Raw genomic sequence first — 26,777 nt, forward strand, 5'->3', positions numbered from 1 at the left:
TGCCTGGCTGGCCGACATCCTCGACCGCATTCATGATCACAAGATCAACCGGCTCGAAGAACTGCTTCCATGGCAATGGACGCCATCACACTAATCCGCGGTCACAATCGGGCGGTTACTCAGCAACAAAGATTGGCCGCTTATCTGCAAATACCAGAAGGTCTCTGAACTCGCTCGGTGGAGAGCCGAGCAAGAGTACCTTTGCCAACCCATCTATTTGGAGCCTTTCGATACTCGATGAGAGGCGGCGGAGTTTCCTTTGGCTCAATCGGTCGGCCTCATAGCTGACCAGCACCGAATTGGTCTCACCCAACAGGTTAGCCATCAGTCTCCCCGGCAGCACGCACCAAGGACTCCGTGGTTCCCCAACTTGTTTAGGTATCTTTTGCTGTTGCGAGTCCGCTCGGCAAGCACGACATCGACTGCATTGGTGGGCAACCCGGCGTGGACCATACAACTCTTCAAATACCTGCGCAGGGCAATCCTCATCTTCGAGGAAGCGCTTCATGAGGGTCAGGTTGCGCTTCCCAGCGGCCTGTATCTGCTTGCGCAAAGGTTCCACCTTTTTCTCCCAGCACCCAACCTCGCGATGATGGTCGTCAAGGATTTCAAGTTCGAGCCATTCACCAGGTTCATCGATGCGCGGATCGGGTGTGCCCAGTAGACGGACCATTCCAGCCCTCGCCATCACGGTCAGAATGCGAAGGTTCCAGTCAGTGTTCTTCTTACCGGACATGTCTATGTCGCCAGGACCACTGCCGGGTCTTCCATCGACCCGTACCGCGATGCGGCCTGATCCGCGGTTTCGCTTGCCGTCGAACATCGCCTGCCAGCGCTCGAGACCGCGCCTTACCGTGATCACCTTCCGTGCATTCAATTTCCTTGCTACTTGGAAGTCGCCCGTTGCGGGCAGGATTAGCGAGAGCGAGGCCAATCCATCACGCCCTCCTCGTCCGACCTCCTGGTAGAAACGGTCCAACGTTTCGGGAACGCAGGCGTGGACGATGCTGCGCGCATGCGCATAGTCGATCCCCAGGCCAAAGGCGGAGGTGCCAACCACTATGTCGAGTTTCCCATTTCTCCAGCTATCAACGATCTTTTCGCGCTTCTCTGTGGTCGTCTTCCCGTGCAAAGCACTGACCCGAGAATAGCCGACTCCGCGCAAACGACTTAGCCAGTGCTCAGCCGCCCTGACTTTTGTGACATATAGCACTAGCGGTCTGGGCAGATGAAATAGCGCCTCAAGAACCCTCGTGTCGCGTACAACCTCTTGTTCAACGGAACCGACCCAGTAGTCAGGTTCGGGACGCAGTTGGACAGCGGAAATGGCCCCAAAACTGCCATGCGTCCCGAAGAGCGACTTCAGCGTAGATTCCGATGAATCGGTCAAAGTTGCCGACAGCATGATCGTGCGTGGCCTCGCTGCCTCTGACGCGGCCGCGACTAGTTCCGCCCTGAGAGCACTCAGTTCCTGATACTCTGTTCTAAATCCGGTTCCCCACTGATCGACTAGGTGCGCTTCGTCAATCACAATGGCGCGAAGGTTGCCGGCAATGGCTGCCTGCCGAAGAGGGTCTCGCAACTGCCCGCATGCCGCCTCAGGAGAAGCGAAACAGAGACCTTGTGTCCCTTTGGCGATCTTGTCGGCAATCATCTGGTTCTCAGCATCCTTGCCGCCTTGGAAGGCCAACGGCCACTGCAACCCACAAAGTTCAGCAGCTTCGCGTTCATGGTTGATGCCAAGTGCCAGCGTGGGGACGACTACCAAGGTAACGCCCGTTCCCGTGCCAGCCGACGAACCGGCGAAGCCGACTTCGTGAATGAGCTGAAACACCATACTCTTTCCTTCGCCGGTTGGCAGAGCGACGACGAGCGATGCGCCGGGTGGCGTCGAAAGCGCAGCCCGTACCGCAGCGCGCTGCCCGCGACTGCGATAAGACTGCCGTCCAACCGCTGCGAGCATCGGATCCCCTTTACAGATCCCCGAATTAAACACGCGTCTACGGATCTCTGAGGCGGCGAAACCGTCAACGCCTTCAGTGTTGGTATCAAGCCATTCTGGGCGCCAAGGCTCATAAGACAAGATAGTGCCACTCGCCGTTTCAGTTGGCTTCAAACCGACAGATTCCCAACCGCTGAAAGATGCAAAGCGTGAATGGTCTACCTTGACCATTGGAGCAAAGTCGTGATCCCGCCGAGCTGACTCGCGAGCCATGGCTTGCCGAAGTAGCACCGCGAGGTCCAGCGCGCTCACACCAGGTTGCGCGAGGGCTTGCCGCAATCGCTCAATTGACGGCGACAGAGCCTGCCAACAAGTCCTGTCGTCTTGTCCCGAGAGCAAGCACTGAAGCGCATCGAATGCTTTTGAGTCATCGAGACGTATCATGCCTGGTACCCATCGGGACTGGGGACAATTACAAAACACCCAATTGCATCCAACCGCACTTCTGGATGCTCAATGGCGGGACGCAGGGAGCCGAGGACCGCAATCTCCGCACGCGCCTCGCGGACGTCGGCGCCGAACGACGCTGCTCGCTCCACTCGGTTTCTGTGACGCTTAATGGCGCCATCCAGAAGTTCCAACGCTCGTGTTACATTTTCTACGTATCCCTCCTCCCGCAGCAATGTATTGCGTGCGTTATCGCGCACGTATCGTGTTCGAAGCGCGAGTTGCTCCGGATCGATGATTTCAGCCAAGGCTTCCGGCCGACTGCCCAAGTTTACATCGCACTTTAGAAGGTTCTTATCGCTTACGTATGGGCGCTGAAGCGTGGCCAGTAACAGCTTATCTGTTACCGGGTTACCGTTGATATCGACATATAATTCGTGGCTGCGGATCGGCAGATAGCGCTGCGCGCGGCGCGACAAAGCAAGTTCTTCGATTGTTGGGGAAAGCAGATCTCCCCAGGAGAGTGCCGCCTCTACTGCGAAGCATAATTTGTATCCGATCCATGTACCCGACTCCCATCCGGGCGCATGTCGAAGAGTGATGAATGCCGTACCTCGATCGTCCCATTTGGTATATCGATAGAGGCTGTCAATGCACGGGTTTCCTGGGCGCAGAAGCGATACGCCACTGCCCTTAACGGCCGTCTGGCGGCGCCAAGTCACGGGCCCAGAGGCGCCTTCCAGAAGTTGCTGAAGCCACGGACGATGAGGGATGAGAGTGCGTTTGGTCTGAGAAAGGATAAACGGATCGGGTTCCGGCCACGTAGCGGGTGTTCTGCGTACCAGCAACGCCCTGACCAACCAGCCCTCAATGTCAGCCTCTAAAGCCGCCTCGTTCATCTCCGAGTTCTCAATGGCATCCACATACGGCTCTACCGGGTCCTCGGAGAGCGCGATCCGATCCAACGCATACTGCTCGTCTTGGCTTGTCCGTTCTTCTTCGATCCGGGCCTGCAACTTTTCTACAAGAGCGGCAACGCTAGAACCGCCCTGGTCGAACAGGGCCGAGAACACAACTTTCTCTAAGTCGTCCAACAAAAACTGGATGTCGCTAATCGATCGATGGAATATCGTGAAACCCTTGGTCAGGATATGGTACCAGGCCGACCAGGGGCTGTTCTCTTCATCTGACGGCAAATGTACGCGATGACGTATTACGTCCTGCCTACGGCCATACCGGTCCAGTCGACCTATCCGTTGTTCGATTCGTCCTACACTGAACGGTAGATTGAGATGGACGATCGCGTCCGCGAAACTGACGTTCAGACCCTCTTCGCCAGAGACGTCGGTAATGAGCACAGCCTGTGTGCTGGCATTCAAGAATTCCTCTACAGCACCGGTTCTGTGGCGCAGGCACTGCACCTCTTCAGGCAGTCTTTGTTCGAGGATAGTGACAAACTCGTTGGCCTGAGTGTCGGTCGCTGCAAACACCACGATTTTGCCGGCCCCAGTCCTCCCGGCGAACGTCTTGATAAGCCGCGCCGTGCTCTCAGCCATTACCTCCAACCTCTCAACGGGGCTGATCCCCGAAAGCGCCTCCTCCAAGCTGTGGAGATATTCTTTTTCGTCGTGGAAGAGTGGTTCTGCCGTCGCCAGAAACTCTGCGAACGCCGCGACACCTTCTGCAAAAGTCGAGAGGAGAGTCTTGTATCGCGACACAAGTCCTTCCCGAGTTGCAGGTTCACGAAGTGAATGGTCGACTGCCGCGTAGCGCCAGTCCTCTAGCGCTGACATTAGACCCGAGACTGCGTCCGGATTGTCCTCCTCAACTCTTACGTGACTAAAGCTCAGACCGTTGTCAGTCTTTGGACCACGCGGGCGAAACTCCCATCCCTGAGCGTCAGCTCGACGAGAACGGATCACCCTGTGGTGAATGCGATAACCATCGGCGACGTGCTGCTTAAGGGCTGAACATATCGAAGGCAAACGCTCGGGCGCTTCTCGGCTTGCGTCTACCAGTTTGGGAACGAGGTCCCGAATAACCGGATCGTCAGGATAGAGATCTTGGAGTTCTGCGCCGCGCCTACGCAGCACCAGACCTGGCGCAGAAGGGTCTAACGAAAGGAGAAGTCGGCCGATGGGTCGTCTCTGCTCGAGCTTTGTCCGGAACCCTTCAATATCATCGAGTGGGTGGGTCAGAGGGTCGAGCAGGTTCAGCATGGCAAGAAATTTGCCTTCTTCGCCGATTGGCGGCGTTGCAGAGAGAAGTAGCAGGACCTCCGCCTCAGCTGAAAGCTCACGCACGTGGACTGACGAGGCAACAAACTTCTTCGCGACTTCACCAACGATATGATGTGCTTCATCGATCACGACGATGGGGTACGATTTTGTCACCTTGGCCAACTGTTTGTGTGAGACGCAGTCGAAGCAGTCACCGAATTGATCTAGTCTGAGTTTGTCACGGAGTTCGGCGGACCATTGGTTGACTAACGGCTCCGGCGCCACAACTAGCGCCCGTTTTGACGGGTCGTCTATCAAGTGCTGCCGAATGATCAGTCCCGCCTCAATAGTCTTGCCAAGGCCGACTTCATCGGCCAGCAGGTACCTTTGGATTGGGTCGTTCAGCACACGCCGGACGGCTGCGACTTGGTGGGGCACCAAATCAATACCAGAGGAAATCAAGGAAGTTAGACCTTCAGCGGCGCCAATGAGACCTTGAAGCGCGGACATCGCTGACTGCCGCCGGTCATGAAGGAACTGACTTTCTGCCCCTCCAGCGGCAAGTATTTCCGCCGGATCCGCCCCAGTTAACCAAGGCCTGACGAATATTTCAGACTCTGGTAACTCAGCCTTCCCGCCGTTTGGGAACCTTACTTCATAGTCGATTGAACCGTCGGGTTCCTGCGCCCACCCAATGACGCGACCAACGAATGTCCGTTCGTCACGTTGAACATAAGCCCGTGTTTGAGGAGCAAGAAAGGCCCTTCGTATTTTCGACTTTGAGACATCGACGGTTGCGTACTGACCGATTGCCTGAAAAATCGAAACCTCAAAACTATCGCCGCGCTCTGTTACTATCTTCCCAATGCCTTTTTGGTCAGGCAACTCGACCAACCAGCCTGTATGCAAATCTCTCCCCGCGCCTCGTATCCTAATGTGCCGCGCGGCCTGGCATATGCTTGCGCTAAGGCCGCACGAAATCTAACGCAGCACCGTGAGGATAGGCTCTCACATTCCAACGATCAAGCAGCCCTCATTGGTGAGTCCCCTTCACTAGGGCGAGGACGGCTTGCTGATCATTCAGAAGGAGTTCGACGGGTTCGGCGGCACCCGGGAGCGCCTCAACCTGCTGGCGCTGGACCGGGGTGGGCAGCTTGTCATCATCGAGAACGAGCTGGACGATTGCCGCCGGGATGTGGTCTGGCAGGGCCTGAAATAAGCCGCGTACTGCTCGAGCCTGAAGAAGGCCGAGATCGTGGGCATCTTTCAGCAGTATCTTGACCGCAAGGGCGGCGGCGACGCGAGGCAACGTGGTGCAGAGCCAGAAGCTCTGCGAGCGCCTTACGAACGCGATCGCAAGGTATCAAAACCGTAGCGTCGATGCCCTTCAGGTGATCCAGGAACTCATCGGCATGGCCAAGGACCTGAGTGCCGAGCCTGCTGACGACATGTCGGAGGCGGAACGAAGCTTCTATGACGCGCTCGCACAGAACGAGAGCGCCGTCGAGGTGATGGACAATGACCAGTTCAAGGTGATCGCAGCCGAGCTCGTGAGGTCCGTCCGGGAGAATTCCGGCGTGGATTGGTGGCAACGCGATGACGCGCGAGCGAAGATGCGCTTCGCCGTAAAACGGATCCTAAGGCGCTATGGCTACCCGCCGGACCTGCAGGCTCAGGCAGTGAAACTGGGCATCAAGCAGGCCGAGGCCATGGCGCGCAGCATGTAGGCCTTGTGGCTGCCATATCGCAGCGCAAGCGGCGAAAGGTCAACGGCAGCAGTGGGTCGCTCTAATTCTCAAGATACCTATCTACTGTCTGGGACATCACCCGGAAGTTCATCTACAAGCCACCGCCCCTTCTGCAACCGTTTGCCCAAGGTCTCGACAAACCCATCGAACCGCTCGCGGCCCTTGGCCTGGGCCGCGGATTGCTGCTCCGGCGCGATCGGCGGGGTGATGGTGAGCCAGAAGCGTACGAAGAGCGCGAGGGTCTCGGTCGTGATCCGCTGGTCGCGCTCCAGACGGGCGACCTGGCGCGAGAGGCGATCGAGGCGGCGCGTCAGGGCGGCCTCCTGCATGTCGGCATGATCGGGCGAGAGAAAGGATTCGACCGCCGCCTCGACGATTGCCGATCGGGTCACGCGTTTCCGGTCGGCGATGTCGTTGATCCGCCCGATGAGTTCGGCTGGCAGGGACAGGTTGAGACGGTCACGCATGGATTTGCCTTCAGAGATCGATGCCGTCATTGTGATCGAGCGAAGCCTGTCGGGCCACCTGCCTCATCTGCTTGCGTAGGGCTTGCCTTTGCCGCGCGGCCTCCTCCGGTTCGTCTTCAAGCATCATCTCGAATTCGCGCGCCGGTTCGGCAGACTTTTCTGGAGCTGCAGCCACATGGTCGGGCAAGTCGGGTTCCCGACGCAGGCCTGCATTCGCTTCATCGGCATTGCTCGACGGCACCGACATGCCCGCCGGTGTATCGGCTTCGATGGTCGGAAGCGATGACCATGGATCATCCTGCCGGACCGGATCTCCTTTCCGCGGTTCTGGCGGCGGCACCACGCGATCGACGAACCGTCGGTCCTCGAAATACCGCGCCTTCTTCGCGCGGATCGGCGGGGAGCCTGCGACCATGACGATCTCGTCGTCGGGCGGCAGCTGCATGATCTCGCCCGGCGTCAGGAGCTGGCGGGCCGTCTCGGAGCGCGAGACCATGAGATGACCCAGCCAGGGCGCCATCCGGTGCCCGGCATAGTTGCGCATCGCCTTCATCTCGGTAGCCGTGCCGAGCGCATCGGAGACGCGTTTGGCGGTGCGTTCGTCATTGGTCGCGAAGCTCACCCGGACATGACAATTATCCAGGATCGCGTTGTTTTGGCCATAGGCCTTCTCGATCTGGTTGAGCGACTGCGCGATCAGAAAGCTCTTGATCTCGTAGCCCGCCATGAAGGCCAGCGCGCTTTCGAAGAAATCGAGCCGCCCGAGTGCGGGGAATTCGTCGAGCATCATGAGCACGCGATGGCGACGGCGCGTGTCCTTCAAATCCTCGGTCAGACGTCGACCGATCTGGTTCAGCACGAGCCGGATCAGCGGCTTGGTGCGCGAGATGTCCGAGGGCGGCACGACGAGGTAGAGGGTTGTCGGTTGGTCCGCGCCGATCAAATCGTCGATCCGCCAGTCACAGCGCCGGGTCACATGGGCGACGACGGGATCGCGGTAAAGGCCAAGGAAGGACATCGCCGTCGACAGAACGCCAGAGCGTTCGTTGTCGGACTTGTTCAGAAGCTCCCGTGCGGTCGAGGCGATGACCGGATGCGGGCCGGCTTCTCCCAGGTGGCGCGCTGCCATCATGGCCGCGAGGGTCTGCTCGATCGGGCGGCGCGGGTCGGACAGGAACGCCGCGACTCCGGCCAGGGTCTTGTCGGGTTCGGCATAAAGCACATGCAGGATCGCGCCGACGAGCAACGAGTGCGAGGTCTTTTCCCAATGGTTGCGCTTCTCCAGAGAGCCTTCGGGATCGACAAGGACATCGGCCACGTTCTGAACATCGCGTACCTCCCACTCACCCCGGCGGACCTCGAGCAACGGATTGTAGGCCGCCGAGGTCATGCTGGTCGGATCGAAGCGGAGCACCCGGCCATGGCGCGCGCGGAACCCGGCCGTCAGGTCCCAGTTCTCGCCCTTGATGTCATGCACGATGGCGGAGCCCGGCCAGGTCAGAAGCGACGGGACCACGAGGCCCACGCCCTTGCCCGATCGGGTGGGCGCGAAGCAGAGCACATGCTCCGGCCCGTCATGGCGCAAGTAATCCTGATCCAGCTTGCCGAGCACGACACCATCGGAACCGAGAAGCCCGGCGGCCTCGACCTCGGCCCTGTTCGCCCAGCGGGCCGAACCATAGGTATCGACGTCCGCGGCCTCACGCGCCCGGATCACGGACATGGTGATGGCAACGGCAATGGAGATGAACCCGCCCGAGGCCGCGATCGCGCCGCCCTCCCAGAACACCGTGCGCGCATAGGCATCGTAGAAGTACCACCACCAGAAGAAGGCGGGCGGCGGGTAGATGGGCATGCCGAAGGCCTCGAACCACGGGCTGCCCAGCTGCGCCTGAAACCCCAAGCGCCAGGCGACCCATTGCGTCGCGCCCCAGGTCGTCGTGAGCACGATCAGGAAGACGGCGAGGATCTGGCCCCAGAGGATTCTCGTGGCGGTCATGGTCAGTGTCCTTTCGTCAGATCCCGATCCCGCGCTTGCGCCAAAGGCTCCAGTCGATCCCGCTACCGCTGCGCGCGATGCCGGTGATGTGCTGGCCAAGGCGCGGCTCGATTTCGCGGGACCAAGGAACGAGCTGGAAACTGCGCCCGCCGTCGGGGCCGATACCCTCGATCATCGCGTAGCGGCCGGAGGACAGGCGCAGCTGTCTTGTGTAAGTGCCGGACACATGCTCTCCGGATTTCGCCGGGCGATGCTGGAGACCTGTCTTGGCCTCGAGCGTCTGGCCTACGGCATCGAGTTCGCGACGCCGCAGGGTGGCGAGGAGATTGCGCTGCAGGATGATCCGCTGTCCCTGCCTTTGCGCCAGCCCTTCGTCCGCCAAGTGCTCGGCGCGGGCATCAAGCGCGTCCCGGACCTCCGCCCCGAACCCGCCCATCGCAAGCGGCATGCGAGAACGTTCGACTAGACGGTGATCGAGCCAGGTCGCGCCCGGCGCGTTGATCTGGCTTTGAAGGTCGAGATCGGAGCGGTTGGCCAGGACAAGCGTCGGACGCGGATCATCCGCACCGCCGAAGCGGCGCACCTCGACGATGCCGCCCGGCGCGGGCGCATGGTCGAAGGCGTCCAGACCGCGGAAGCGGACATGATGCGCGCGCCCATCCGTCCCGTCGATCACGGCATAGGCGGCACCGGTCTGTTCGTCATGCAAGCCAGTCTCGACCAGACTACCGATGATCGGGTCCCCTGACCTGCCCGCCTCGATGGCGAAGTCGGAGAAGCCGCGGTCCTGTCCCCGCTCGGCGAAGGCGCGGTGCATCGTCTTGATGATGTCGCCGCGCTCGCTCAGGTCGCGGAGCGTGCGTTCCGCCTCGAGCCCGAGCATCCATTCACCGGAGCGGCCTTCCGAGGCCAAGCCGAGTTTCCGAAGATGCTGCAAGCGGCCGATCATCAACCGGCGGATTTGCGGGTCCTCGGGTCCGGGAGCGGACGGCCGCAGATCGAGCAGACCGAGATCGTCAGCCTGATAGCGCAACTCGCGGTCAAGACGTGTCCAGCGTTCCGCCGTCACCTCGCGTTCCAGCGCATGCCGGATTTCGTGCTCCGGTTTCGGACCGAGTTCGAGGGCGACCAGGTCCTCGGCACGGGACCGCAGCCCGCTGCTGATATAGTCGCGCGCGATCACGAGATCGCCGCCGCAATCATCCACACCGCGGACGATCAGATGGACATGGGGGTTGTCGGTGTTCCAGTGATCCACGGCGACCCAGTCCAGCCGCGTGCCGAGATCGGCCTCCATCCGGCGCGTAAGATCGCGGGTGAACCCGCGCAGGTCCTCCATCTCGGCGGCGTCCTCGGGCGAGATGATGAAGCGGAAATGGTGCCTGTCATCCTCGCATCGTGCCGCGAAGTCCGATCCGTCCAGACCGTCGGTCTCGGCATTGAAGAGCAGCCCCCTCTCCCTGTCCCTGCTGACCCCGTCGCGACGCAGGTAGGTGAGATGGGTCGAGAGTGGGGCCGCGCGATAGGCGCGACCCTTGTGGCGGGCGATGCGGGCTTTGACGACAACACGACGCGCGGGCGAGAACAGTCGGCTGCGCCCGAACCGGCCATGGCCGCGCCCGAAAGTCGAGAGCCCTGGCCGACCCAGACTACGCGATGGCCCGGTATGCCCGGCTTTCTGAGCCGCGCGCAGCACTTGGTCCACGAAACTCTTGGACCGCGGCGTTCGGGTGCTACGGGGTTTGCCCGGTCGGATCCGGAAGTCGCGCTCGGTCTCGGTCATGCGCAGCCCCATCCGAGGCCAGAAACGCACCTGTGCATTCCGGAGCATTGAAATCGCGGGGAAAAATCTCGCAACCTGCACACGACCGAAAGCCATGCACACGAAAACGCCAGTCCCGTCAGGGACTTGCGGCATTCGTGGCAGGCGCTTTTATCTCGCCCTCTTCCCTTCCCGCCCGTTGTCCGAACGCGCCCTTCCGCCGCCTTTCCGACACGACCCTCCGGAGCCCGAGAAACCGCGATCACGGTCATGGCCGTGCCTCCGCGCCGGGCCGGGCAACGAAAATGCCGGGATTGGGGGCGGCTTGACCAGTTTCGCGGGGCGTTCGATCTTCATCCGGGCTCCCGCCATTCTGCAGTGGATGCGCCGCCGATCTGTCGGTGAAAAGTGCGGCCTCGCGCCAATCGGCGACGGTTGCGCGGCTCGGGAGCAGCGCCGTGCCGTCCAGACGCGGAGCCAGCAGCGCGACATAGGCGCGGGTCTCGGCGGGTAGAGGACGGCCCTCCGTAAGGTATTCGTCGTAACGCCCTGGCCCCGCATTGTAGGCGGCGAGCATGCCACCGACAGTGCCATAATGATCGAGCATGGCGCGCATGTAGGCCGTGCCGGCAAGGATGTTGTCGCGCGGATCGAAAGGATCAAGGCCGAGTCCGTGATCCTGCCGCAGGACCGCCCAAGTTCCGGGCATGACCTGCATCAGCCCCATGGCCCCGGCCCTGCTGACCGCACGCGGATCACCCGCGCTTTCGGTCTGCATCACAGCACGGATCCAGTGCTCCGGGATCGCGAAACGCGCAGAAGCTTCGGCAATTGCGGCTGCATGAGGATCGCGCATCGGATCGCGTTGGACGGTCTGTGCTTCGGCGAAAGCCGGATCGCTGACTGGCGCCGCCGCGGCCAGGCCGGAAAGAAGGAAGACAGCGCAGATTTTGGCGATACGGGGTTGCTCGACCGCCATGAAGTTTCTGCGTTTCGAGCTGATCAGCGCCATCGCTCACGCCGCCCCGTTGCGCTTGGGCGGACGGGTCCACTGCAGCGACCAGACCGAACTTTCCCCATTGCGGAAGAGGTTGGCGCGTATCGGTTGCGCCAGCATCGGGTCATCGATCAGCACCGAGAAATACTCGCCGGCCTTCTCCCCGGTGCGCGCCCAGGCCGCTCCGATTTCACGAGCGAGGTCGCCATCCCCGTGAAAAAGACGGTAGTCGGGTGCGTTCTCGGCTTCGGTCGCCTCGGCCTTGTCGAGGGAGACCTCAAGGTCCAGTGTCAGCGTTCGGACATAACCGGCAAAGCCGGATTTCGTGCGGGTGAATTCACCGATCTGGGGCATGGCTTGCCTCCTTTCTGTTGCGGTGCGGTGTGGACTCCGGATGCGCCGCCTCTGCGGTGCGCCCGTCGGAAACCGTCCAAAGCGGCGTCAGCCGGGCGGTGATCGCTGTGAGTTGCAACGGCCCGAAATACCGTCCGTCGAGGCTGTCGGGCGCATCCGGGTTCATGAGGAAGACTTCGCCAGCGCCGAGTTGATGACAGCCCTGCCAAATCGGTAAATCACGGCCCACGCGGTCCTGCTCATGGGCCTCGCCGAGAAGACGATGGTCGACGGTTATCCCGTCGCTTGAGCGGCAGACCAGCGCGCCCTCAAGCGCCATGACATGCTTGAGTAGCGAAACGCCGCGCGGCAGGTATCCTCGCGCATGTAAGAAATCCGATAGCGCGGGTGGCGGTTGAACGGCCACCAGATCACCGATGGCAATGTGATCGGTAGGATGCAGGCGATAAAGCCCGACGGGAATGCTCGCACTGGCATTCCACAGGACACGCGACGACCATTGTATGACCGCGGGAAGGACGATCAGCGTCGTAGCCACGGCGGTGGCAACGACGATTGTACGCCGCGACGTCATGGCTCAAGGCTCCGCCGCTTGCGCCACGCGCGGTGCTGGAGACGCGTGTAGGGATGGGCCGGTTGCGCGGTGGCCAGGCGATTGTGCAGGTGTCGCCAGTAGTCCGGCGAGGCATCCGCCGGATCGATTCCGAGCGCCTCGATGGCGTCGATCGCCTGCAACACTCGTTCGACCTTGGGCCAGCCGTGGGTGGAGAGCAGCAATGTCCCTCCGGGCCGCAGATAGGGCAGCGTTTGAAGGGGAGTTCCGGGCTTCGCAGCCTGCAGGATGTCGAAGCGCGAGAGGACCGTGCCATAGGCGTTGGCAGCCCAGCGATTGACCCCGAAGACGGCACCTGGCGCGAAGCCGAAGCGGCGCCGGTAATGATCAATCCGCTCTTCGCCGACCGGATGGCCGAACCGGACCCACTGTTCGATCTGCCCCTCTTTCCAGGTCAGCTCAACGAAGGTCAGGTCGCCTTCCCTACGAATACTCTGTGTGCCAACCTGGCGCGGTTCAGAGCGGATCGGCCTCATGTCGCCGCCCCCCTCGACGTGCCGAGAGGTCGCTCGGGGCTGTCATTCTGAGGGCCCGTTTCGAGGGATTGAGCGCGTCTATATGAGGGCTTGTCCCCAGCGGGAGCAGCGCAGCAAGAGTTAGATTCTGAGTTAGAGTCTAAGTTACGACCGCGAATTCTGTCGTATTTTGAGAGGGATGGACCCGAACGGGGTTCCTGATAGCACGAGGGTCCGGTTCCCGATGGCACGACACCCGAGGTTCCCGATGGCACGAGCCCGTCCACAGCCTGTCCACAGGGCTCGAAGGCGAGCAGTCGTCGCCCCCGAGCCTCGATCTCGAGCGCCAGGCGATAGCCCGGCAATGGCTGTCGGCGGATGATGTCCCGCAGCTCGAAGGCAAACCGCTTGTAGGGGGAGAGACTACCGGATTTGACGTGGAGATGCCGGAACTCGAACCGCCACCCTGCCTTTTGGCGACCACCATGCTTGCGCACGAGGCGATAGAGCCAGCGATCAATGCCGCCCGTCAGATCGAAATAGGCGCGGTCGATGGTCAGGATCAGCGTGTTATCGAGGACCGCCCGGTAGAACCAGTCCGGGACGATTAGCTCGATACCGTCAGGGCGGCCACGGAAATCGGTTCGTTCCTGCCACTCGTTGATCCAGGAAAAACGGTGCCGGCGTCCTTCGGCCGGCTGGCGGATCGAGGTGCAGACCGTCGTCGATTGCAGCCGGTCCAGCGCGGCCTTCAACCGATGATAATCGCGGACGGAGGTGCCGCGGCCGATGAATGTGAGAATCTGGTACGGCGTCGCCGCCATGAGCCGCGATGTGCGAAGCCCGGCGTCGCGCGCCTCGACGATCTGGCTTGCGGCCCAGATCAGGATATCGGCGTCCCAGATCGTGGCCATGCCATGGTCGGCCACGGCCTCGACGCGGATTTCGACACCGCCCACCGCGAACTCGATGGGCCGCGTTCGATGGCTCTTGGACAGGGAAAAGAAGGGATAGGACATGAGGTCCTGCGCGTCCCGTGCGGCGAACTCGCCCGGGAGGGCGTGGAACAGATCGAGTTGGCCGCGTTCTGATGTATTGCGGGACATCGGCGAAGCCTCGACCAGATCAGCGCAAGGCCCGACCCGCGGACGGGGTCGCGGTCAGCACGTGGCGCTTTGCGGGCAGCACACGCCCACCGCGCGGATCGGACGTCGAGGTCACAGCACCGCGCTGGACCCAGGCTTCGAGATCCTCGATCGAATAGACAACCCGCCCACCCAGCTTGTGATAGGCCGGGCCCGTGCCGTAGGTGCGGTGCTTCTCAAGGGTGCGCGCGGATAGACTGAGGAACTGCGCGGCCTCCTTGGTGCGGAGATAGCGCGGCGGTAGAGGAGCGTGATCGGGTCGCATGGAAAGCCTCCGTGGGGTCCGTGAGGCCGCCGGACATTGGCGGCTGATTGGGGCCAAGATGGCGAAGTGCGACGGATGGGATGGAGTGCGAAGGTGGGTGTGCGGGAAACGCACAGCTAAGAAACAGAAGGGCTATTGATGCACATCGGGACGCAGCAGTGATCGGTATCCGCCCTCAACCAGTGCTCTGGCGTCACGGATCAGCCTGATCACGGCGAAGCGCTCCGGCGCGCTTTGCCACTCGTCCCGGCTGACCCGGGATAACCGAAAGACCACTTCGGCTATCTCGCGCTGCGACGCTCCGGCCAAGCGCCCGTCAAATGCCTGCAACATGCGTTTGGCACGCAGTCGCTTCTGGCGGGTGAGGCGTTTATCGACAGCCACCTTTCTGCCATGCAGTTGCGCGAGCAACCTGTAGATAGCATCGAGACGTGCGAAGGCGTCTTGATCGAGCGGAACGATCGCCACAAGCGCGTTGGTGTCAGGGTCTGCTTGCAGAATCTGGAGGCGGTGTTGTCTTCCCGTATCAAGAAGATGGTGGAGGCCGTCCTCGGCGCGTCTGGTCGTCCCTTCAGGCAGGATCGTCGGTTCCACCGCGCCGCTCAGGACCTCCGGAACCCTCTGCAGCACGACTACCGCGGGATCGATCCGGGGGTCCCAGAGCGCGCATGCTTTTGGAGCCGGGAGCTTTGGATCGGCCGCGAAATCGCAACCCCCATTTGTCGAGGAGCGCTTCTTTCAGAGACGCGTCATCAGGGGCGGCCTTGGAGAGGGTCGCATAGTCCTTTGCGTAGCGTTTGTTGCGGCGCAGCCATTCCCAGGCAAGATCGGACGCGCTCAGGTCTTCGACGTAGTCGTACTCTGCCGAGGAACGCCAGCCGGAGCGTTCCGACGGCATGACTAATCCAGTTCGTCAACTTCTCAGAAACGACATGATTTTACACGTATTGATTGATTTCCGGGAGTCCGGCCTACTCGACATGGGCGGGTTTCGGCGTGACTCAGCCGTTCGGGCCGTCGCCCCCCTGCCGAAGCAGGTCGCGATACCCGTGCTCGGTCATCCAGCGGGCCCGCGCAAGGTGACTATCATAGACGTTTCTGCAGCGATAGGGATCATGCATCGGATCGAGGCCAAACAGGACTTCGACTACTTCCCGCCAGTCGGCGCCTTCCTCGGCGGCGTCAAAAATCCGGAGGTAGAGAACCATATGAGCATGGTCGTAGTCGGTCAGCGTGTCGCTGTCCGGCGGAGCATCCAGAAATGTCTTCTCGCCCTGTGCCATGTGCCTACAGGATCGCAGAAACGACCCCCTCCCGAAGTTGCCTTTCCGTACAGGCGCGCCACCGATACCCGCATCAACCGCTTTCAGTCACTTGACCTTTTTCGCCTTGGTCACATCGATCAAGACGCCTTCACCCTTGTCCGAATGCAGAAACGTGATGCCTGCATCCTCGAACACCCGCCGCACCTGATCCTCGGTCGACTCGTAGACACGAAGATCCTTCTCGGATTCGAGCCTCTTCAGTGCGGTCAGTGATACCAGGGCCTTATCGGCTAGCTGCTGCTGCGTCCATCCCAGCAATGCGCGCGCGGCCCGTGATTGTCGGGCGGTGATCATGATGATCACCTCCCACCCGGCCATTCACACATGCCAGAACTACGACTATTTTAGTCGCATTTCCGGGGGCTTGCTAGTGATCATCGCGGTCAGTGGCCGTTTCGGGCACTGGATCGCGCAGGAGCCGACCAAGGCGCGACTCGCCGCAGATTCGGCGGCTGCGCGTGGCGGGATGTCGCCGAGTGATAGGATTTGTGAACGGTGTCGGACAGTTCCGGCGAAGAGGCCCGGCGGCTCGCGCCGCCGGGAGTCGGTGCTGTGTCAGGACTGGTCGTCCTCATCATCGATAAAGGAGGGATCCTCGTCCTCGGCCTGCTTGGCCTTGGTCAGGAAGTCGACCGTCTCGGCGATGATCTCGGAGCCGTAGCGATCGACGCCCGCGGCGTCGGTCCACTTGGTGTAGTGGATGCGGCCACGGACCAAGAGCTTCATCCCCTTCTCGCAATACTGCTGGACCGTCTTGCCGAGGCCGTTGAAGCAGGTGATGCGGTGCCATTCGGTGTCCTGGACGCGGTAGCCGTTCTCGTCGCGGACGACCCGGCCTTCGGAATAGCGCGGGCGGGATGTGGCAAGGGTGAGGGTGGTGATCGAGGTGCCACCCTGGGTGGTGCGGGTCTCGGGGGTCTGGCCGATGTTGCCGGCGAGGATGACGATGTTCTGCATGGTATGTCTCCGTTGCTTCATCGGGAGGGACCGTCCCTCCGATGAGGCCCGTCAAAGACCGCGGGACGTGGCCTGCACGGACGCCCCCGGTGTCCGCTCGACCCCCAAGGCGGGACGTGGCGCGGGCAGGCGTGGCACACGCCAACACGGGTCCCGCCGCGCGGGGTTGCCGGCCTCGGACGGACGGGCTTAGGGGATCAATCAGGAGGAGGGACAGGCCTTCTAGGGGGAGCGCCAACGGGGACGCAGTGCCGAACCATTTTCCTCGCGAAGGGCAACTTGGCCCCCAGATCACGCGCCCATCGGCAATCGGCCTCGCGCACGCACCATCGCTTGCCGCAGGTGCGCCGTGTCCGATGGCCAGAAACCGCTGGCAGAACCGAGCACGTCAGGCATCGTTCACCGCACTCACAGGCATTGGCCCGGCTGGTTCATGGTCATGCGAGAAGACAGGGATGATCCGGGGTTTGGCCTGCGATCAGCCAAGAACCGAAGAAGCGCGGATTTCCACCGCGCCTGCGATCAACTGACGAGGGACGACCGCAACAAAGGGCTACGGGTCGAGAAGCCCCTCGCCCAAGGCATTGAGGTTGATCATCGCCGCAACGGCGACGAACGCGCCGCAGCCACCGCAGATCAGCGTCAGCATCACACCCGGGTCGAGCGCATGTTTCGCGACGCCATGGGCCAGCGCGTAGCCCGCCACGGCGGCGGGCACCGCAAAGAGACCGAGCGCCCCGAGGCGCAAGAACGGGTTTCGGGCGAAGCCGAGAATGGCGATCACGAACGCGACGGAGAGCGCCGCCCCAGCCAGTCCGGCAAGGAAGGACAAGCCGAAACCGGCACCACCAACATGGACTTGCAGGAACGCGGCGATCCCGGCCATGACCGGCAGTGCGAAGACCGCAAAGCGAAAGGCCAGCACGCCAAGAGCGATGGACAGAGAAATGGCAAGAAGAACAAGCGACATGGACGCCTCCATGGATCAGTGACTGTGGGGATCACGACAGGCTGCCCGAATGTGCGCACAGCCTGCGACTATGCTGCTTCGCCGGTTCTGCTCGGGAAAGTATAGTGACGTTCTATTTCCGAGGAAAGCTGGGGAAAAACTGGTAGCAAGATCTTGCGGATCACCGAGCGCGCCTCGACGTCTTCTTGCTACCAACCAGTATTGATTGCGTGCGTATCTGCTAAGAAGGTTGACACACCTTGATCGCTCAATCTGACCAAGTGCTTGAAGTGCTTAACGCATTCCTGAAGGAGACTAAGTGTAAGCCGCGGCTGGCCGTTTGGCCCCAAGAGAAAATCAAGGTCCGCTGGTAATTCGTATCCATGTGCAATTGTGTGTCGGATCCTCACCCAAGCGTCCGTTCTAATGCGCGTGTCATGACCGTTCCACTGCCTCGGCCCCTGATGCCATTCCCAAATCGGCCATGGGTCGAATCCAGTGATGTTTTTCAATAGCGACCTAGCATTTTGGCAGTTGGGTGTATTGAACCGCCCAATCTCCTGTTTGGCTGCGGTCTTCCTTGTTTGCAGCATTAGCTTTGCCCAATCCGGTGGCGCAATACCATCTGCTGGATGATCGAGAGAATTCTCAACAACCTCTATGAATTCTAGAGAAATTTTTTCCAAGTAGGCCTGCCATGCGGCAACGGTCATCACGACGCCTGCCCGATGGATGGCATCTTGCTGGTGCCTGCGTCCTCGCCCTTGCTGAACTTGGCCGTGGACGCTGATTAACTGGTTTACCAACTCGAGCTGGCCAGCGAATTGCTCTTGGGACTGAGATGGCATTGCAGAGAAGATCCAGATATCGCTAGACAAGGATTGTTTCATAGCAGTTTTTTCAAGCTTCGCTACAGACGGATTGTGGGTGGCGCTCACGCGCCGCCCTCATGCTTCACGACCGGGATGCCCAGCTTGCGCGCCTTGTCGGCGAGGTTCTCCTGGATCCCGGTGCCCGGGAACACCAAGATGCCGATCGGCAGGACGTCCAGCATCGCGTCGTTGCGTTTGAACGGGGCCGAGCGACCGTGCTTGGTCCAGTCGGGCCGAAAGGCGACCTGGGGCACCTTGCGGTGATCGGCCCAGCGGGAGGCGATGAGCTCCGCGCCCTTTGGTGACCCGCCGTGGAGCAAGACCATGTCCGGATGCTTGGCGTGCACCCGGTCGAGCCGCGCCCAGATCAGGCGGTGATCGTTGAAGTCCGCCCCGCCGGTCACGGCCACCTTGGGACCTTCGGGCAGAAGCAGTTGCGCCTCGGCCCGGCGGCGTGCGGCGATGAAATCCCGGCTGTCGATCATCGCGGCGGTCAGGTTGCGATGGCTGACGCGCGAGCCGGTCCGGGGATGCCAAGGCTTGCCGAGGTGATGCTCGAAGCCTTCGGCGGCGAGGTCGCGGAAGAGTTCCAGCGCCGTGCGCCGCTCGACCATACTCTGCCCCTCGGCCAGAAGGCGTTCGAGTTCCAGGGATTTGACTTCGGAGCCATCCTGTTCCCGCTGCAGGCGGCGCTGCGCCTGTTCGTTGTCGTCGAGTTGCCGTTCGGCGCGGGCCAGCGCGCGGTGGAAGAGGTTGACCGTGCCCCAAAGCAGTTCGTCGAGATCAGGCTCGAGGCGCGTATCACCCAGCGTCGCGACAAGAGCGTCGAGGATATCGGCGACGGCTCCGGCGATCTGGTCGCCCTCGGGCAAGGGGCGCGGATCGGGTTCATCCTCATAGGGGCTCCAGCCGTAGAGCTGGAGTTCGGCCAGGACATGGGCGGTCGAGGACGTGCTGTGATGGGGCTCGTGGGCATCGGTTTCGGGATCGAGGGTCATCTGCGGGTTCCTTCTTCGGGGGAGCCGCGCGCCACACGCGGCCTTCGTGGCAGGAACGCGCCCACGGGCGGGACGGCCGGGCAGCCCGAGCCCTTCGCGAGGGCCTTGATGACCAAGCCCGGCTATTTTGCCTCGCGATGCAAAGCGCCCCGCCGGGGCGCGGCGGAAAATAGACGGAGCGCGGCCATTGCCGGGCCGTGCCGCTTGTGGGCCTCCTGCCCTCTGAGAAGGCCGTGCGCGCCGGCCTTTTCCGTGGATTGGACCCACACGGGACACCCCTCCGAAATCGATGCCGCGAGTAGTGCAGTGCCAACCGGGCTTGCCGCCCTGTCACACCGGCATAAACCGCGCGGCGTCCTCGACGTGGAGATGAAGCCGCAACCGCGCCTGCAAGGCTGCCAGACCGTAGCGCCGGAGATCATCGTTGAAATCGCCCAGTCGAGGCGTGAGGGTCAGCGCCTCGATCCCGGCCTCGGCTGCGCGAGTGGCTAGCCGATCCCTCGCCGCCGCGCCTGCAGGGTCACGGTCGCGCAACACGTACAGCCGCCGCAGGCCAGCGGGAAACCGGATGGCGGCCAGGTGTCCCGACGATAGCGCGGCCAGTGCGGGCATTTTGGGCAGGGCCGAGCGCACGGAAAGAACAGTCTCGATGCCCTCGCCCGCGATGAGCACGTCAGCGGGCGTACCGAACCGCACCCCGTTCCCGAGCAAAGCGCCCATCGCGCGTCGCGGTGTGCCTATATCGGCCTTGGCGCTCCCGTCCGACCGCAGCCAGGTGCGATGGGTCCCGGTCTGGCGGCCCTCAATATCGGTGATGGTGGCCAGCATGGCCGGAAGCCGCGCGACCGGCCCGCCGCCTTCGGGCCGATAGAAGCAGGCGGGATGGAACCGCAGGCTTTGCATTTGGTAAAACGCTCCGATGCCACGCCTGCGCAGATAGGTCTCCGCCGGAGTGCCGCGGATCGGCACGGCCATTGCGAACAGGCGTCGCGCCGCGTCCTGAGATCCTGTGGAAGCTGGTCGCTGTGACCGTGAAGAATGATGTCGGTCCGGGTCGGGCAATGGCAGGCTCAAGAAGCGTCGGGCCTCATCGGCAACGTCTTTGAAGTCGACCAGGCCGCAGCTTTCGCGGATCACATCGAGAAGATCGCCGTGCTGACCCGTAGCCGCGTCGGTCCATTTTCCGGCCGCTCGGGTGACGGACAGGGGCCCGGATAGCCGAACGAACATGGATCGGCCCGGGGTGTTCTGAACGTCGCCCACCAGCCAGTAGTGACCCTGCTTCCGGCCGTTCGACAGATAGTGTCGGCACACCGTTTCGGCGTTCTGGGAAAGCTGGCGCGAAAGCTCGGTGGCGGGGCTCGTCATGGCGGTCTCCAAGAGGGTTGGACGCAATCAGGGGCCCGCCATGACTGACGGGCCCCTGACTTTGGACCTTGGGGGAAGGTCCCGTGCTGCTCATAGGTCACTCGGCGGCTGTTTGGGCGAAGGCGTCACCGGCGATGGGATCATCTTCCTCCATTGGGTCGGAGTCTCCGATAGCCGGTTCGCCGCCGTCTTCCGCCGATTGCGCTTCGCTGCTGTCGGGATCGTTTTCCGAAGGGTCATCGTCGGAGCGGTCCGCCTCGTCGACCAGCTCGATCTCCGGGGCATCCTCTTCCGGCAGCGGCGGCGTGCGCAGAGGTTCGGGCAGCCAGCAGGTGCCGGAAAGCAGGTCCTCGGCCGCCGTCACCATCTCGGCCTTCTTCAGCCCGGCGATCCGGTCAGCGGCATCCTCACCCTTCGCCTCGCGCACGGCCTCGAGGATACGGGCCTTGGTCACGCGGTCGAGGTAGCTGTCGCCTGTCACCGTCCAGCCCGCCTTGGCCATGTCGAGCCCGACGGACCCGGCCAGCACATCCGCATGCGCGATGGCACGCGGTCGGCGCTGGTAGGGATCGTGGACGGCATTGACGTTCATCGCCACGCAATGGGCGAAGAGCGCCTCGCGGCTGCAGCTGTCGAACTCGGTCAGCGCCTCCCAGAGGTCTTCGGGCGCCTTCGGCAGGTTGCGCGCCCAGGTCTCGTGGCGCTGGTCGATGGCCTGCGCGTAGGCCGTGTCGCCGAGGCCCGGCACCTGCGATCCGAAGGCGGCGTTGCGCGGTTCGATCTCGACGCAGCTGTCGACGGCGTAGCGATAGAAGAGCCGCAGAACCATCGCGTGCAGCGCCGCGAGGAAGGCGACCTGCGGGTCCTGGGCCAGTGCATTGCGCAGCGCCAGGGTGCGATGGGCCGTCAGTTCCATGACGAGGCGGTCGGAGAGCGGTTTGAGGCCGTCGTCCTCTTCCTCGTCTTCCGAGGTAGACACGACCGTGTCATCGGCGTCCTCGACTGACGCCGCCTCCGATGCGACCTCGCCGGTGTCCTCTACCTCCTCGACCGGTTCATCTTCGGGCCGCACATAGCCGCGCTCGACCCTCAGCCGCCCAGAACTGTCGATGCTGACGAAGGCTCCTGCCAGCGCGAGGTCTTCCGCCTCGAACCGGATCGGACGTGCCTCGAGTGCTTCCATCGCCTCCTCGATCTCGCCCAGCCGGGCATCTACCTCGTTGGGCAACTCGTCGGCCTCCGCATGCTCGGCCTCGAGCGCGTCGTATTCGGCCTTCAGCGCCTGGTAGCTGGCGGCTTCCTTGTTGCTCATCGGCACCGCCTCGCCATGAACACGACGCATCCCAAAGGTGTGGCCATAGGGAAATTCGGTATCGACCTCGACCCATTTCCAGCCCTCGGCACGGATCGCTTCAGCCTCCTCGGCGAGCTTCTCGCGCACCATGACGTCGAGCAGGGCGGCATCCTGCAGCCAGCCGCCATCGTCCTGCTGAAACAGGTCGCGCAGGATCTCGCCCCCGGCCTCGACATAGTCGCCCGTCCCGACGAACTGCGCCCGCTTGTCCGAGGCCCGCACCGCACCCTCGGTCAGCATGCGGCGGATCTCGTAGGGCTGCCGCGAATAGTGCCGCTGCAACGCCTGCCAGACCTGCTCCTGCCGTGCGTGATCGGGATTGACCGTGAAGGCCATGAGTTGGTCGAGCGTCATCTCCTCCTCGGCATAGGCGTCGAGCAGCGACGGCGCGACCGCGGCGAGCTTCAACCGCTGTTTGACCACGCTGGCCGAGACGAAGAAGGCGGCTGCGATCTCCTCCTCAGTCCGGCCTTTCTCGCGCATCGCCTGGAAGGCGCGGAACTGGTCGAGCGGGTGCAGCGGCGCGCGCTGGACGTTCTCGGCGAGGCTGTCCTCCTCTGCGAGCCCGTCTGTGCGGACGATGCAGGGCACCAGCGCGGTCTTGTTCATGCGCTTCTGTTTGACGAGCAGTTCCAGCGCCCGGAACCGCCGCCCGCCGGCGGGGATCGTGTACATGCCGGTCTCGGCGCCGCTCTCGTCCAGCACGGGCCGCACGGTGATGGAGCTGAGCAGCGTCCGCCGCGCGATGTCCTCGGCCAGCTCCTCGATCGACACGCCCGCCTTGACGTGGCGCACGTTCGACTGGCTTAGCATCAGCTTGTTGAAGGGGATGTCGCGCGAGGCGCTGAGGGTGATCTTCTGTTGCTTGGTCATCGGGATATCTCCGCGACAGGCCAGCCGGGAGCCTCTCTCCCGACCTCCAAACCCGTCACGAAGGCCACGGCCCCCCTCTCACTCTGGAGCGGGGGACCGCGGGATAGACCGAGCGACCGGCCGGGACGATCAGGCCGCCCGCGCCAGAAGCGTTCTGGCCTTGCCTTCGAGCTGGAGCCGCGCATCCTGTTGCGGCTTCGACCGGGCGACCGCCGTGATGCCCTGCACGAAGTCGAAGACGCTCTCGGGCGGGCGGCCTTCTTCGGCCAGCACCGTCTCGACAATCCGCCCCGTTTCCGCCTTTGAGAATCCGCGCTTGCGCAGGAAGTCCTGACGGTCCTCGTCCGACCGCGCGACGATCTTCTCGCGCGCCGCGCGGATGCCGTCGATGAAGGGTGCGGGCGAGGACTCGGCGAAGCGGCTGAGCGCCGGAGCGGCCTCGTGAGCGAAGCGGGAGGCGGCGTATTTCGAATGCCGGATCGTGATCTCCTGAAAGTCCTCGACGCCCCAGAGGTTGCGGTTCTGGCAGACCGCGCGCAGGTAGAAGCTGGCGATGCCGAGCGTCTTGGCGCCCACCTCGGAGTTCCAGCAATAGAACCCGCGGAAATAGAGGTCGGGCGAGCCATCAGGCAGCAGCCCCGCCTCGATGGGATTCAGGTCATCGACGAGAAACAGGAACACGTCGCGGTCGGAGGCATAGAGCGTCGTCGTCTCCTTCGTCACGTCCACCCGCGGGTTATAGATGCCGGTCGACCAGTCGAGCACGCCCGGCACCTTCCAGCGCGTGTCGCCCGTGCCGTTCCCTGCGATGCGCTGCACGGCGGAGACCAGCTCGTGGTCGTAGATGCGGCCATAGTCTGGGCCGGTCACGGCACGGAGTTCCGTACGGCCATCCGCAACTTCCATCGTCTTGATCTGCTCCGCCCGGTGGTTGGTCAGCCCATACTGCAGGTTGATCCCCGCCAGCGGCGCGGGAAGTTGCCGCAGATAGGCCGCGGGTGCACCGACAAGGCTCGCGAGCTGGCCGAAGCTCCAATGCGTCGGCGCGATGGGCTCATCCGTGCCCGGCAGGACCAGGCTCAGTTTCTCCGGGTCGTCGCGATGCGCCTCGACCCGGATCGCTGCGCTCTCCACCGTGCGCGTCCGGCTCCGCTCCGCCCGGCCCTTAACCGAAGCGAAAAGGTCGTCGAGCGACAGATACCGCTCGTCATCCGGCCGCGAGAACCATTCCGACGACACGCGGTCCACATTGGTGCCGCGCGACACATTCACCTTGTAGCCGCCGCTGATATCACGCCCGGCATCGATAATTTCGGTGTTCATTGGAAAACCTCCGCGACGAGCGCCGGAGGCCTCTCCTCCAGCCCTGAACCCGTCACGGCACCCCCTCCACTCTCTTTCTCTTTCACCGGTCCAGTGGCGGCTTCCCGCGCCGCAAGCACACCCGCGTTGCGCGATTCGGGCAGCCTATGGCAGAGTTCGTTCAGGCAACGGTCTTCGGTCCCTGCCACAGCTTAGGGCCCCTGAATGGTGAGAATTCGCATAGAACAGCGCAGTATCTCCGGACTCCGGGCCGCCGATTTGCGCGACGCTGTAGCAGCCATCAATGCGCCAGACTACGCGAGTATGCGCGCGCCCCACCTCCAACCCGCTATGATGCATAGGCTTTTTCCTTCGTACGTGTGCCAGCCTCTGGCAGGCTGGTGCCTATGGAAAGGGACCAGAAAAGCAGGCCGGGGGCTGACGCCTCAAGGGACGCGCAGGACTCATCTCCAGAAAGCGGAGCGGCTGAGAACAAAATCGCGCGCCTCACGACTTCTGGCGATGATCCGCGACTGGTCAACCTTGTTCGCTTGTTGGCGCGGCAGGCGGCGAGAGAGTTCATTGAGACTGAGAACAGGCGGCATGCACGGGCTCGCCTCCGCGATTAGGGGGGCTATCGCATGAAGGCAGCGCTTTACGCTCGGTATTCATCTGACAACCAACGTGATGCGTCGATCGAGGACCAGCTACGCATCTGCCGCGCACGCGCGGAGCGGGAGGGCTGGACGATCATCGACAGCTACACGGATCGCGCTATTTCCGGAGCGTCCTTGCTTCGGCCCGGCGTTCAGGAGTTGATCTCGGATGCGCTGAAGGGGCGTTTCGACGTGATCCTTGCGGAGTCGCTGGATCGTCTCTCCCGGGACCAGGAGGACATCGCCGGGCTCTACAAGCGGATGCGCTTTGCAGGTGTGAGTATCGTGACGCTGTCCGAGGGTGAGGTCAGCGAATTGCACATCGGTCTCAAGGGAACGATGGGCGCACTCTTCCTTAAGGATTTGGCTGACAAGACCCGGCGCGGTCTTCGCGGGCGCGTCGAAAAGGGACGCTCCGGTGGTGGGCTTTGTTATGGGTATGACGTCATTCGCACGACCGATCCGGACGATCGGGGCGAACGGGAGATCAACCCAGCCGAAGCAAACGTCGTTCGGCGCATCTTCAGGGATTACTTGTCCGGACAGTCATCGCGGACGATCGCAATGACCTTGAACCGGGAGGGCATTTCGGGACCGCAGGGCAAGGAGTGGGGGCCGTCGACAATCCACGGCAACCCGAAACGAGGGACGGGCATTCTCAACAACGAGCTCTACATCGGGCGGCTGGTCTGGAACCGCCTGCGATACATGAAGGATCCCGACACCGGCAAGCGCGTCTCCCGCCCGAACCCGGAAAGTGAGTGGGTTGTCCAGGAGGTCCCGGACCTTCGGATTGTGGACCAAGATCTCTGGGACGCCGTGAAGAAAAGGCAAAAGAGCCTTTCGTTTGATACGTCGCCGACAGGCAGCAATCCTATGAACGATAGACGGCGGCCGAAGCACCTTTTCGCCGGCCTCATCAAGTGCGGGTGCTGTGGTGGCGGGTACTCCCTGATCTCGAAAGACCTGCTTGGCTGCGCAGCGTCGCGGAACAAGGGCACATGCGACAACCGTCTGAACATCCGTCGGGATGCCTTGGAGGCGTCGATCTTGAATGGCCTTCGGAAGCATCTCATGTCGCCGCAGCTCTTCAATGAATTCTGTGCGGAGTTCACGCGCGAGGTAAATCGGCTCCGGATCGAGCGCGGGGCCGACCTGGCCGGCTGGAGGAGCGAACTCGAGAAGGTTGACAGAGAGCTCGACAAGATGGTCGACGCCATTCTTCAGGGCTTCCCGCCTGCCAAGCTCAAAGACAAGGCCGAGAAGCTGGAGGCGAGGAAGGCGGAGTTGAGCGAGCTCCTGGCCAATGCCGATGAGCCGCCACCATTGCTGCACCCGAACATGGCACGGATGTATCAGGATCGGATCGCCAAGCTCTGCGAGAACCTGCAATCCGAGGAAGATCGTGGCGCCGCCGTCGACGTGCTTCGATCACTTGTCGATGAAATAAGCCTCTTGCCCGAGAACGGCGAACTCTCCATCGTCCTTCGCGGCGACCTGGGGGCGATCCTGCGCTTTACCGCCGGAAAGAAAAACCCCGACTTCCTTTCGGAGGCCGAGGCTTTGGATAACCTGCTTTCGCAGAAATCGTTGGTTGCGGGAGTAGGATTTGAACCTACGACCTTCAGGTTATGAGCCTGACGAGCTACCGGGCTGCTCCATCCCGCGGCGATTTTGCCCTGATTGTGTATTGGTCAGGGTGGATCGTTT

The 26,777-nt window shown here is 62.5% G+C and carries 26 protein-coding genes and 1 tRNA gene; 4 read left to right on the forward strand and 23 right to left on the reverse strand.

What is annotated here, in order from left to right; genetic code table 11:
• A partial coding sequence (locus JF542_RS23460) for a transposase domain-containing protein (protein WP_207077592.1) occupies positions 1 to 94 on the forward strand: 94 nt, incomplete at its 5' end.
• Positions 95 to 115: 21 nt separating this feature from the next.
• Here JF542_RS23460 and dpdF read toward each other — a convergent pair.
• Together dpdF and dpdE are read right to left on the reverse strand one after the other, a co-directional pair.
• Positions 116 to 2,386 carry a protein DpdF gene (dpdF, locus tag JF542_RS23465; RefSeq protein WP_207077617.1) on the reverse strand — a complete coding sequence of 757 codons (2,271 nt, stop codon included), beginning with the start codon at positions 2,384 to 2,386 and terminating at the stop codon, positions 116 to 118.
• Entirely contained in the window at positions 2,383 to 5,517 is a 3,135-nt protein-coding gene (gene dpdE, locus JF542_RS23470) for a protein DpdE (RefSeq protein ID WP_207077618.1), read from the reverse strand. Before dpdE ends, dpdF begins: the two co-directional genes overlap by 4 nt.
• A 160-nt stretch (positions 5,518 to 5,677) precedes the next feature.
• Between dpdE and JF542_RS23475 the strand changes: the two genes are divergently transcribed.
• Positions 5,678 to 5,827, forward strand: a complete 150-nt coding sequence (locus JF542_RS23475) for a hypothetical protein (RefSeq protein ID WP_207077619.1) — start codon at positions 5,678 to 5,680, stop codon at positions 5,825 to 5,827.
• Between the two features lie 58 nt (positions 5,828 to 5,885).
• Entirely contained in the window at positions 5,886 to 6,335 is a 450-nt protein-coding gene (locus JF542_RS23480) for a type I restriction enzyme endonuclease domain-containing protein (RefSeq protein ID WP_207077620.1), read from the forward strand.
• Between the two features lie 77 nt (positions 6,336 to 6,412).
• On the opposite strand, the gene JF542_RS23485 is transcribed toward JF542_RS23480, so the two are convergent.
• The 20 genes from JF542_RS23485 to JF542_RS23575 all read right to left on the reverse strand — a co-directional run bounded on the left by JF542_RS23485 (position 6,413) and on the right by JF542_RS23575 (position 24,432).
• The gene (locus tag JF542_RS23485) at positions 6,413 to 6,823 is read right to left on the reverse strand and encodes a ribbon-helix-helix domain-containing protein (RefSeq protein WP_207077621.1); all 411 of its coding nucleotides are present in this window, start codon (positions 6,821 to 6,823) and stop codon (positions 6,413 to 6,415) included.
• Positions 6,824 to 6,833: 10 nt separating this feature from the next.
• On the reverse strand, positions 6,834 to 8,822 hold the full coding sequence (locus tag JF542_RS23490; RefSeq protein WP_207077622.1) for a conjugal transfer protein TraG: 1,989 nt from the start codon (positions 8,820 to 8,822) through the stop codon (positions 6,834 to 6,836).
• 16 nt (positions 8,823 to 8,838) lie between these two features.
• On the reverse strand, positions 8,839 to 10,605 hold the full coding sequence (locus JF542_RS23495) for a relaxase/mobilization nuclease domain-containing protein (protein ID WP_207077623.1): 1,767 nt from the start codon (positions 10,603 to 10,605) through the stop codon (positions 8,839 to 8,841).
• Positions 10,606 to 10,852: 247 nt separating this feature from the next.
• Positions 10,853 to 11,596, reverse strand: a complete 744-nt coding sequence (locus tag JF542_RS23500; protein ID WP_242533910.1) for a lytic transglycosylase domain-containing protein — start codon at positions 11,594 to 11,596, stop codon at positions 10,853 to 10,855.
• Positions 11,597 to 11,599: 3 nt separating this feature from the next.
• Positions 11,600 to 11,935: a DUF736 domain-containing protein gene (locus JF542_RS23505; RefSeq protein ID WP_207077624.1), complete on the reverse strand. Its 336-nt coding sequence runs from the start codon at positions 11,933 to 11,935 to the stop codon at positions 11,600 to 11,602.
• Entirely contained in the window at positions 11,919 to 12,509 is a 591-nt protein-coding gene (locus tag JF542_RS23510) for a S26 family signal peptidase (RefSeq protein WP_207077625.1), read from the reverse strand. The genes JF542_RS23505 and JF542_RS23510 overlap by 17 nt, the downstream gene beginning before the upstream one ends.
• Complete coding sequence (locus JF542_RS23515) at positions 12,506 to 13,024, reverse strand: DUF2840 domain-containing protein (protein WP_207077626.1); 519 nt, start codon at positions 13,022 to 13,024, stop codon at positions 12,506 to 12,508. Before JF542_RS23515 ends, JF542_RS23510 begins: the two co-directional genes overlap by 4 nt.
• Positions 13,021 to 14,109 (reverse strand): replication initiator protein A, encoded by a 1,089-nt coding sequence (locus JF542_RS23520; RefSeq protein ID WP_207077627.1) that lies wholly within the window; start codon positions 14,107 to 14,109, stop codon positions 13,021 to 13,023. The genes JF542_RS23515 and JF542_RS23520 overlap by 4 nt, the downstream gene beginning before the upstream one ends.
• 19 nt (positions 14,110 to 14,128) lie before the next feature.
• Positions 14,129 to 14,413 carry a helix-turn-helix transcriptional regulator gene (locus tag JF542_RS23525; protein ID WP_207077628.1) on the reverse strand — a complete coding sequence of 95 codons (285 nt, stop codon included), beginning with the start codon at positions 14,411 to 14,413 and terminating at the stop codon, positions 14,129 to 14,131.
• Between the two features lie 132 nt (positions 14,414 to 14,545).
• Positions 14,546 to 15,007: a DUF2285 domain-containing protein gene (locus tag JF542_RS23530; protein ID WP_340689179.1), complete on the reverse strand. Its 462-nt coding sequence runs from the start codon at positions 15,005 to 15,007 to the stop codon at positions 14,546 to 14,548.
• Positions 14,985 to 15,311 (reverse strand): transcriptional regulator domain-containing protein, encoded by a 327-nt coding sequence (locus tag JF542_RS24620; protein ID WP_423734660.1) that lies wholly within the window; start codon positions 15,309 to 15,311, stop codon positions 14,985 to 14,987. The genes JF542_RS23530 and JF542_RS24620 overlap by 23 nt, the downstream gene beginning before the upstream one ends.
• A gap of 103 nt (positions 15,312 to 15,414) precedes the next feature.
• Positions 15,415 to 15,696 carry a DNA -binding domain-containing protein gene (locus JF542_RS23535; RefSeq protein ID WP_207077629.1) on the reverse strand — a complete coding sequence of 94 codons (282 nt, stop codon included), beginning with the start codon at positions 15,694 to 15,696 and terminating at the stop codon, positions 15,415 to 15,417.
• Between the two features lie 87 nt (positions 15,697 to 15,783).
• Positions 15,784 to 16,032 carry a helix-turn-helix domain-containing protein gene (locus tag JF542_RS23540; protein ID WP_207077630.1) on the reverse strand — a complete coding sequence of 83 codons (249 nt, stop codon included), beginning with the start codon at positions 16,030 to 16,032 and terminating at the stop codon, positions 15,784 to 15,786.
• A 261-nt stretch (positions 16,033 to 16,293) separates the two neighbouring features.
• The gene (locus JF542_RS23545) at positions 16,294 to 16,695 is read right to left on the reverse strand and encodes a single-stranded DNA-binding protein (protein ID WP_207077631.1); all 402 of its coding nucleotides are present in this window, start codon (positions 16,693 to 16,695) and stop codon (positions 16,294 to 16,296) included.
• Between the two features lie 553 nt (positions 16,696 to 17,248).
• A complete protein-coding gene (locus JF542_RS23550; protein WP_207077632.1) occupies positions 17,249 to 17,665 on the reverse strand; it encodes a hypothetical protein in 417 nt (138 codons plus the stop codon).
• Positions 17,666 to 17,853: 188 nt separating this feature from the next.
• Positions 17,854 to 18,582, reverse strand: coding sequence for a HEPN domain-containing protein (locus JF542_RS23555; protein ID WP_207077633.1), 729 nt, complete (start codon positions 18,580 to 18,582; stop codon positions 17,854 to 17,856).
• On the reverse strand, positions 18,579 to 19,514 hold the full coding sequence (locus JF542_RS23560) for a DUF2493 domain-containing protein (RefSeq protein WP_207077634.1): 936 nt from the start codon (positions 19,512 to 19,514) through the stop codon (positions 18,579 to 18,581). The genes JF542_RS23555 and JF542_RS23560 overlap by 4 nt, the downstream gene beginning before the upstream one ends.
• 330 nt (positions 19,515 to 19,844) lie before the next feature.
• Positions 19,845 to 20,882, reverse strand: a complete 1,038-nt coding sequence (locus JF542_RS23565) for a DUF7146 domain-containing protein (protein WP_207077635.1) — start codon at positions 20,880 to 20,882, stop codon at positions 19,845 to 19,847.
• Between the two features lie 97 nt (positions 20,883 to 20,979).
• Positions 20,980 to 23,109 carry a ParB/RepB/Spo0J family partition protein gene (locus JF542_RS23570; RefSeq protein ID WP_207077636.1) on the reverse strand — a complete coding sequence of 710 codons (2,130 nt, stop codon included), beginning with the start codon at positions 23,107 to 23,109 and terminating at the stop codon, positions 20,980 to 20,982.
• Between the two features lie 129 nt (positions 23,110 to 23,238).
• The gene (locus JF542_RS23575) at positions 23,239 to 24,432 is read right to left on the reverse strand and encodes a DUF932 domain-containing protein (RefSeq protein ID WP_207077637.1); all 1,194 of its coding nucleotides are present in this window, start codon (positions 24,430 to 24,432) and stop codon (positions 23,239 to 23,241) included.
• Positions 24,433 to 25,052: 620 nt separating this feature from the next.
• Between JF542_RS23575 and JF542_RS23580 the strand changes: the two genes are divergently transcribed.
• Complete coding sequence (locus JF542_RS23580; RefSeq protein WP_207077640.1) at positions 25,053 to 26,702, forward strand: recombinase family protein; 1,650 nt, start codon at positions 25,053 to 25,055, stop codon at positions 26,700 to 26,702.
• Here the strand turns inward: JF542_RS23580 and JF542_RS23585 are convergent.
• A tRNA-Met gene (locus tag JF542_RS23585) sits at positions 26,659 to 26,735 on the reverse strand. The genes JF542_RS23580 and JF542_RS23585 overlap by 44 nt on opposite strands.
• Positions 26,736 to 26,777: the final 42 nt, after the last annotated feature.

The organism is Salipiger bermudensis, assembly GCF_017309175.1.
GTDB classification, from domain to species: Bacteria; Pseudomonadota; Alphaproteobacteria; order Rhodobacterales; family Rhodobacteraceae; genus Salipiger; species Salipiger bermudensis.